Source organism: Allofournierella sp., from assembly GCF_017889395.1.
Lineage (GTDB): Bacteria > Bacillota > Clostridia > Oscillospirales > Ruminococcaceae > Allofournierella.
In genome coordinates this window covers 25,801-32,316 of sequence record NZ_JAGHKE010000012.1, presented here as the reverse complement: position 1 = coordinate 32,316, position 6,516 = coordinate 25,801, and the positions used below count along the sequence as shown (strand labels likewise).

At 52.2% G+C, this 6,516-nt stretch carries 7 protein-coding genes and 1 tRNA gene; 4 read left to right on the top strand and 4 right to left on the bottom strand.

All coding sequences use genetic code 11. From position 1 onward, the window contains the following. The first annotated feature begins 24 nt into the window (after positions 1–24). The 4 genes from J7G73_RS02620 (at position 25) to J7G73_RS02605 (ending at position 3,634) form a co-directional block, all read left to right on the top strand. Positions 25–99: transfer RNA gene (locus tag J7G73_RS02620), tRNA-Cys, on the top strand. Between the two features lie 131 nt (positions 100–230). After that, the gene (locus tag J7G73_RS02615) at positions 231–719 is read left to right on the top strand and encodes a deaminase (protein WP_087293546.1); all 489 of its coding nucleotides are present in this window, start codon (positions 231–233) and stop codon (positions 717–719) included. Positions 720–740: 21 nt separating this feature from the next. Next, entirely contained in the window at positions 741–2,144 is a 1,404-nt protein-coding gene (radA, locus tag J7G73_RS02610; protein ID WP_087293544.1) for a DNA repair protein RadA, read from the top strand. A 377-nt stretch (positions 2,145–2,521) separates the two neighbouring features. Further along, on the top strand, positions 2,522–3,634 hold the full coding sequence (locus tag J7G73_RS02605; protein ID WP_291245113.1) for a tyrosine recombinase XerC: 1,113 nt from the start codon (positions 2,522–2,524) through the stop codon (positions 3,632–3,634). On the opposite strand, the gene J7G73_RS02600 is transcribed toward J7G73_RS02605, so the two are convergent. The 4 genes from J7G73_RS02600 to tgt form a co-directional block, all read right to left on the bottom strand. After that, positions 3,620–4,369 carry a hypothetical protein gene (locus J7G73_RS02600; protein WP_291245112.1) on the bottom strand — a complete coding sequence of 250 codons (750 nt, stop codon included), beginning with the start codon at positions 4,367–4,369 and terminating at the stop codon, positions 3,620–3,622. The two genes, J7G73_RS02605 and J7G73_RS02600, sit on opposite strands and share 15 nt — an antisense overlap. A gap of 89 nt (positions 4,370–4,458) precedes the next feature. Then, positions 4,459–4,884 carry a TIGR04086 family membrane protein gene (locus J7G73_RS02595; RefSeq protein ID WP_291245111.1) on the bottom strand — a complete coding sequence of 142 codons (426 nt, stop codon included), beginning with the start codon at positions 4,882–4,884 and terminating at the stop codon, positions 4,459–4,461. A 54-nt stretch (positions 4,885–4,938) separates the two neighbouring features. Further along, positions 4,939–5,268 (bottom strand): preprotein translocase subunit YajC, encoded by a 330-nt coding sequence (yajC, locus tag J7G73_RS02590; RefSeq protein ID WP_206406354.1) that lies wholly within the window; start codon positions 5,266–5,268, stop codon positions 4,939–4,941. Positions 5,269–5,358: 90 nt separating this feature from the next. Then, a complete protein-coding gene (gene tgt / locus J7G73_RS02585) occupies positions 5,359–6,492 on the bottom strand; it encodes a tRNA guanosine(34) transglycosylase Tgt (RefSeq protein WP_291245110.1) in 1,134 nt (377 codons plus the stop codon). Between the last annotated feature and the right edge of the window lie 24 nt (positions 6,493–6,516).

The window sequence follows — 6,516 nt, the reverse complement described above, 5'->3', positions numbered from 1 at the left end:
CCTCGTAAGCCGCTCCATTTTTTTGGTGCTGTGGCCAAGTGGTAAGGCAAAGGTCTGCAAAACCTTCATTCACCAGTTCAAATCTGGTCAGCACCTCCAGGAGATCCCGGTTGCAGTTGCAGCCGGGATTTTTTGTTGCCTGCAAAAAGAGGTTTGGTCTGCCGGTGCTTTTAACCGACTGGCAGCTATGCTATAATACTACTATTAAATAAATTGGGGAGGGGTTGCCAATGGAGCGCCGCGATAAAATCAATTACTATCTGGATCTTGCAGAGATCGTTTTGCAGCGAGGGACCTGCCTGCGTCGGAATTACGGTGCAGTGATCGTAAAAAACGACGAGGTGATCTCCACCGGTTATGTGGGTGCTCCCCGAGGCAGAAAGAACTGCAGCGATCTGAACGTGTGCATCCGCCAGAAGCTTCAGATTCCCCGTGGAGAGCGCTATGAGGTCTGCCGCAGTGTACATGCGGAAGCGAACGCGATCATCAGTGCGCCTCGCGATAAGATGCTGGGCAGTCAGCTGTATCTGGTGGGCATCGATATGGCCACCAAAGACTATGTACAAAGCGCTAACAGTTGTTCCATGTGTAAGCGAATGATCATCAACGCGGGCATTGAGCGGGTCTATATTCGTGACACCAAGGATGAATATCGGGTGATTGAGGTGCAGGACTGGATCGATCAGGATGAATCCCTGGAAGGTGTGTTCGGATATTAAGCAGAGAGGGAATACCGGCAAATGAAGGATGGTAAACTGAAATCCATTTATGTCTGCTCCAACTGTGGGGAAACCAGTCCCCGCTGGATGGGGCGCTGCCCCTCCTGCGGTGAATGGAATACCATGACCGAGGATGTGGTCATGGTGGAAAGCAAATCCACAGCGTCAAAGCGAAGCGCAAGTGTGGCGACCGGCCGTGTGCAGGGACAAACCTCCCTCAAGGCGGACCGCCTGGCGGATATCAGCACCGATGAGGAAAAAAGCCGCATTGTAACCGGAATTCATGAGCTGGACCGGGTTCTGGGCGGTGGTATCGTTCTGGGCAGTGTGGTTCTGCTGGGCGGTGAGCCCGGCGCGGGTAAATCCACTTTGCTCCTGCAGCTGTGCGGTGCGATTTCTGGCAGCCACCATGTTTTGTATGTGACCGGCGAGGAATCCACCCGCCAGATCAAGCTGCGTGCCAACCGGCTGCGTGTTGCCCAGGAAAACATCAGTCTGGTGGCAGAGACAGAGATTGATGAGATTTGTGGGCTGATAGAACAGATGCGTCCGGATCTGGTGGTGATCGACTCCATCCAGACAATGCACTGCTCAGATGTATCTTCGTCTGCGGGCAGTGTTTCTCAGGTGAAGGAATGCTCCGCCAGATTGCTGGCTGTGGCAAAGAGCTGCGAGATCCCGACTTTCATTGTGGGTCACGTAAACAAGGATGGCGCAATTGCAGGCCCCAAGGTCATGGAACACATCGTGGATACCGTGCTATATTTCGAAGGGGATAAGACCCTTCCGTATCGAATTCTGCGGGGCGTAAAAAACCGCTATGGCTCCACTAACGAGATCGGTATGTTTGATATGACGGGAACCGGTCTGACTGAGATCGAGAACCCCTCTCAGCTGCTTCTGGATGGCCGTCCGTTGGGCATCAGCGGAAACTGCGTTGCCTGTACCATGGAAGGCACCAGGCCCATTCTGAGCGAGGTACAGGCCCTTGTAACGAAAAGCGGATTCGGCACGCCGCGCCGTGCCGCCAGTGGCTTTGATTTCAACCGGACAAATCTGTTGCTTGCGGTACTGGAAAAGCGGGCAGGGTACTTCTTTGCGAATCTGGACGTCTACATCAATATTGTGGGCGGTTTGGATCTGAATGAGACGGCCTGTGATCTTGCGGTCTGTTTGGCAATGGCTTCGGCGCTGATGGACAAGCCCATTGGGGATAAGACCATCGCCATCGGCGAGGTTGGTCTGGCCGGAGAAATCCGCAACGTAACGTTTCTGGAAAACCGGCTGAGGGAGGCACAGCGAATCGGTTTTACGAAAGCCATCGTGCCGAAGCACAGCTTGAAGCAGCTGGAGCTCAGTGAGTTTTCGGATATGGAGCTGGTCGGCGTTTCGTATATCCGGGATGCCATTCAGGCAATTAAATAACAAAAAGAATCAGCGGCGCCGGAATGCAGATATGTATTGCCGGCGCCACTGAAACAAAAAATCAATTTAGAAACTTGAGGGACTGACAGCAAGTATGGTTAAAGACAGCGACGGGCCAGAGCCTGCGGGAGATGCAGGGCAGGGGCCTATATTTTTGGCTCACATAGTATTTCGCTAAATGCAAATTTAGCGAAATAGAGGGGAGCGAAAAAGCGGTGCTTCTTGTGGTTAGGTCCGTTCTGAGCCGTCGACGCTCAGATTGGCCGTTTGCAGACTGTTGCATTAATTGGATGCAAAATCATTGTTTTTATGAAAAACAAATTCAAATGTTTCTGTTATAATAATATGGTCAGTTTACTTTGGGATGTGATTATCTTATGAGCACTTACATCAATCCGCTTCATCCAAATCGTCATGCGCCGTATGATGATATTCCGCGGGATGTTCGGGACTTTTTGAATTATCTCGGCGCAATTCTGAATCGCTCGCCGCGCACAGTCAATGGCTACTACATTGATCTTCGTACCTTTTTCCGTTTCATGATGCGTTATCGCGGTTTGGCCCCGGATACGGATTTTGACGAGATCAATATATCCGGCCTGGATTTGGATTTCATCGGCTCCATTACTACCAGCGACATCTATGAATACCTGTATTTTCTGAAAAATGAGCGGCTCAACGAACCAGCAGCCCGGGCGCGCAAGCTCAGCGCCGTGAAGAGCCTTTACCGTTTCCTTACGGTTAAGGCCAACCGGCTGAGCAATGATCCGGCGAAGGATGTATCGGTACCCACGACCAAGCGTGCGCTACCGAAGTATCTGTCGCTGGAAGAAAGTATGGAATTGTTAAAAAACATACAAAGCGACTTTTATGAACGGGATTACTGCATCATCACCCTTTTTCTCAATTGCGGCATGCGTTTGGTGGAGCTGGTGGGCATCAACATGAGTGATTTTCAGGAGGATACCATCAGAATCGTGGGCAAAGGCAACAAAGAACGGCTGGTGTATCTGAATCAGGCGTGCGTTCATGCACTGGAACGATACTGTGCCGCCCGGGCAAAGCTGATGAATCTTCAGGATAAAGATGCGCTTTTTGTATCCCGCAGAACCGGAAAACGCATTGGTGCGCGGCGTGTGGAGCAGATCGTGGAGCGCTGCCTGAAGCTGGCCGGGCTTTCCGGTAAAGGCTATTCACCGCATAAACTACGGCATACCGCAGCAACGCTGATGTACCGTCATGGTAATGTGGATATGCTGGAGTTGAAAGAGATTCTGGGCCACGAGCATGTTTCCACCACGGAAATCTACACGCACATCAACACGGAAAAGCTGCGCACGGCTGCCAGCTCAACTCCCCTTTCCCGTGTGGAATTTACCCAGAAAAAGGATATGCCTATGCCGCAGGAAGAGCTTGAGGATGAGCCCGACGTGCCGGAGGTTCCGGAGCTGTTTGAAGAGCTGGAGGATGAGCTGTCAGGCCAGGAATAATCCGGCAAAAAGAACGGAGCATATACAGGAAAGAATACAGGGCAACAAAGAGGCACAGCAGCAAAGCAGAAGCCTGCTTAAAACGCGTTTGCTTTCCGTTAAGGGTCGAGTACCCCGGTTATGTATACACACGGCCAGAAGCTCACGGGAAAGGTGCCACGCAGCAGTACTTTGACTGAGCAGCAGAAACAGCCCCAGAAGCTGCGGAAAAAAGAAAAGAAGGAGCTCCATGCCGGCTCCCTGCGCGAGACCATATTCTAGATACAGGCAGGCGGTGAAAAAGCCTACCCCAATTCCTTTTAAAAGGATGAGTACGGGCAGCAGTGCGACGCCGAACACACAGAAGCCGGCCAGAGCGGTCAGCATCAACTGGAGCAGCAATGCCAGAAATTGTGCACAGAAGATCGGAGTGACCTGATGCTCCAGATGCCGGGTGATTTGAAGCTCCACATAGTGCTGGGCATAGTTCCACAGCCAGCTGTCTGGATCAGGGCGCCAGAGAGAGCCCAGCAGCACGCCGGTCAGGTATACCAGTGCCCCAAACGCAAACGCTCCGAATCGCTTTTGGGGACGAATAGCACGTTGAGAACGTGAAGCTTTTTCGATGGTCATTACCGGGATGTGAGAGCCTTTTTGGAATGCCTTTTCGGAGAAAGGTGCTTTCGCAGAAGTGTGTGCAGATGAATTTGCGATTGCTGCGGAATTGGATGCCTGTTCATTTCGATACGTCCACATAAGCTTGTCCCTCTTTACAATTTCTTTGGGACTATTTTATGCGGTGGATTCAATAAAAAGAACCAGGGCAATCACCCTGGTTCTTTTTATTAGCGCACAGCATGCATTTTTCGTTTTGTGCGCTCGCTGGAAAGTAAGCCGACATATCCGCCCAAAGCACCTGCAAGGCTGTAGCACACGCATTTGATGGCGGCAAAAGCGGTATACTCATAGCTGCCGTTTAACATTGCAGCGAGAAGGAAGATCAAAAAGAAAAAAAGCCCACAGCACAGCCCGCAGAACAGACCATTCTGCCCTATCCGCCGGGCCAGAAAGTATCCGCTTACAAAGCAGCCCGCCATAACGGCAATGGCGGACATGGGAATTGCCCACCAGGCGGATGGCTGCGCGGCAACGATCATTTTGGCCAAAAAACAAAGTGCCCCGGCGCAGACAAATGCACCGGTTCCTGCAGAAAAAAGGATGGAAAACAGCAATTGTTTGCCTGCGTGTTCAGCAGATGTCCGTTTTTGCATAGAAAAAACACCCCCTGCACTATTTCTATGCAGAGGGTGTTTTTATATGCGTGCTTACTTGGAAGAAGTCTGAGTAGCTTCCATGTTCAGCTTCTCGATGGACTGGATCGCAGCACGGCGGAAACGGATCTTAGTGCGATCGCTGCCGGTCTCCAGAACGAAGGTGTCCTCTTTGATGGCAACCACGCGGCCAACGATACCGCCGATGGTGGTAACCTCATCGCCGATCTCCAGAGAGTTGCGCATCTCGGTCTCTTTCTGCTGCTGCTTCTTCTGGGGCCGGTAGATGAACAGCCACATGAACAGCACCATGACCAGGATCATGATGAACGGGCTATAGAAGGAAATTGCGTCGGTGGAAGTGCTCAAAAGATTCAGTGCCATGTGTTTGTAAACTCCTCTCGAATTCAATCGAATAAGTTTATTATAGCGGATAACGAGCGGATATGCAAGCCTGTGGACGGGAAGATTTGGTCAGATGCGGGTATCCAGCAGGGTCACATAACGGTCATGGAATTCCTGGAAGTTACCTTCGTCCAGAGCCTGACGGATGCGCTCCATCAGCCGGTTGTAGAAATACAGGTTGTGCATCACACCGAGGCGCATGCCCAGCATCTCATCCGCCTTGAACAGGTGGCGCAGATAAGCGCGGCTGAAGTTGCGGCAGACCGGGCAATCGCATTCCGGATCAATGGGGCTTTCGTCCTTCTGGTACTTCAGGTTTTTGATGTTGATGATGCCGCTCCAGGTGTTCAGATGACCGTGGCGAGCATTGCGGCTGGGCATGACGCAGTCGAACAGGTCAACACCGCGGGAAACCGCTTCGATGATGTTGCCGGGAGTGCCCACACCCATCAGGTAGCGAATCTTATCCTTGGGCATGTGAGGCTCTACCGCAGAGATGATGCGATACATATCCTCGGCGGGTTCACCTACAGCCAGTCCACCAATGGCATAGCCATCCAGATCCAGCTCGGCAATCTGCTTCATGTGTTCCACACGCAGGTCTTCATAGGTGCAGCCCTGGTTGATGCCAAACAGCATCTGATCCGGGTTGACTGCCAAGCCTTCCCGCTTCAGGCGCTCCATTTCAGCCTTGCAGCGCTTGAGCCAGCGGACAGTACGATCACAGCTGGCCTTGGAGTATTTATACTCCGCCGGGTTTTCTACGCATTCATCAAAGGCCATCGCAATGGTGGAACCCAGGTTGGCCTGGATCTGCATGCTTTCCTCCGGACCCATAAAGATCTTATGGCCGTCCAGATGGGAGTTGAAGGTAACGCCCTCCTCGGTGATTTTGCGCAGCTTGGAAAGGCTGAATACCTGGAATCCGCCGCTGTCGGTGAGGATCGGACCATCCCAGCGGGTGAACTTGTGCAGACCGCCCATCTCGGCTACCAGCTTATCGCCGGGCCGTAGATGCAGATGGTAGGTATTGCACAGCATGACCTGACAATGGATGTCTTTCAGATCGAACGCGCTCAGACCACCTTTGATGGCGGCTGCCGTGGCAACGTTCATGAATGCGGGGGTCTGAACGGTGCCGTGAACGGTTTCGAATTCGCCCCGCCGGGCGTTGTGTTCGGTTTTCAGCAAGCGATAGGGCATAAACCGAGCTCCTTTCTGAATAAG